This is a genomic window from Trichococcus patagoniensis (assembly GCF_003051085.1).
GTDB lineage: Bacteria > Bacillota > Bacilli > Lactobacillales > Aerococcaceae > Trichococcus > Trichococcus patagoniensis.
The window spans coordinates 1-1,094 of sequence record NZ_QAOM01000050.1; the positions used below are offsets into that span (position 1 = coordinate 1).

At 54.8% G+C, this 1,094-nt stretch carries 1 protein-coding gene; it reads left to right on the forward strand.

The genetic code is table 11. The annotated features are described in order from the left end of the window. A partial coding sequence (locus C8U37_RS14365; RefSeq protein WP_483887661.1) for a carbamoyl phosphate synthase preATP-grasp domain-containing protein occupies window positions 1–1,094 on the forward strand: 1,094 nt, incomplete at both ends.

Genomic DNA, 1,094 nt, shown 5'->3' on the forward strand with positions numbered 1-1,094 from the left:
GAATGGAGCGAAATCGACTACTTCTTCCTGTACAAATTCAAGCACATCATCGACCTTGAAAAAGAAGTGGCTGCAAACGTGAAAGACCTGGAAACATTGCGCGAAGCGAAGAAATACGGCTTCAGCGATGAAATCATCGCGGAATTATGGGGCATGGCTTCGGAAGACATCTACGCGTTGCGCAAAGCCAACGGCATCGTCCCTGTCTTCAAAATGGTGGATACGTGTGCGGGCGAATTCGAATCCTTCACACCATACTTCTACAGCACGTATGAGACGGAACAGGAATCCTTCCCGAGCGACCGCGAAAAAGTCATCGTATTGGGCTCCGGTCCGATCCGTATCGGGCAAGGGGTCGAGTTCGACTACGCAACGGTGCATGCGGTCTGGGCAATCCAGGAAGCCGGCTATGAAGCAATCGTCGTCAACAACAACCCGGAAACCGTTTCGACGGACTTCTCGATCTCCGACAAGCTGTATTTCGAACCCTTGACCGAAGAAGACGTGATGGCCATCATCGACCTGGAACAACCGCTGGGCGTCGTTGTGCAGTTTGGTGGCCAAACGGCCATCAACTTGGCCGACAAATTGGTCAAACACGGCGTGAAGATCCTGGGCACGAGCCTGGAAGATCTGGACCGCGCCGAAGACCGCAAGCTGTTCGAACAGTTGTTGCGCGATTTGGATATCCCGCAAGCACCCGGCAAAACAGCCGTGACCGTTGAAGAAGCGGTCGCAGTTGCCGACGAAATCGGTTATCCGGTCTTGGTGCGTCCGTCCTACGTATTGGGCGGACGGGCGATGCAGATCGTCTACAACCAAGCCGATCTTGAGAAATACATGCGCGAAGCGGTCGTTGCCAGTCCCGAACGTCCGGTCCTGGTCGATCATTACCTGATCGGACAAGAGCTGGAAGTCGATGCGATCTGCGACGGCGAAACCGTCCTGATTCCGGGCATCATGGAACACATCGAACGCGCCGGCGTCCACTCGGGCGACTCGATCGCTGTTTACCCGCCGCAAAACCTTTCGCCTGAATTGATCCAGACGATCGAAGACTACACGATCCGCGTGGCGCAAGGGTTGAACACCAT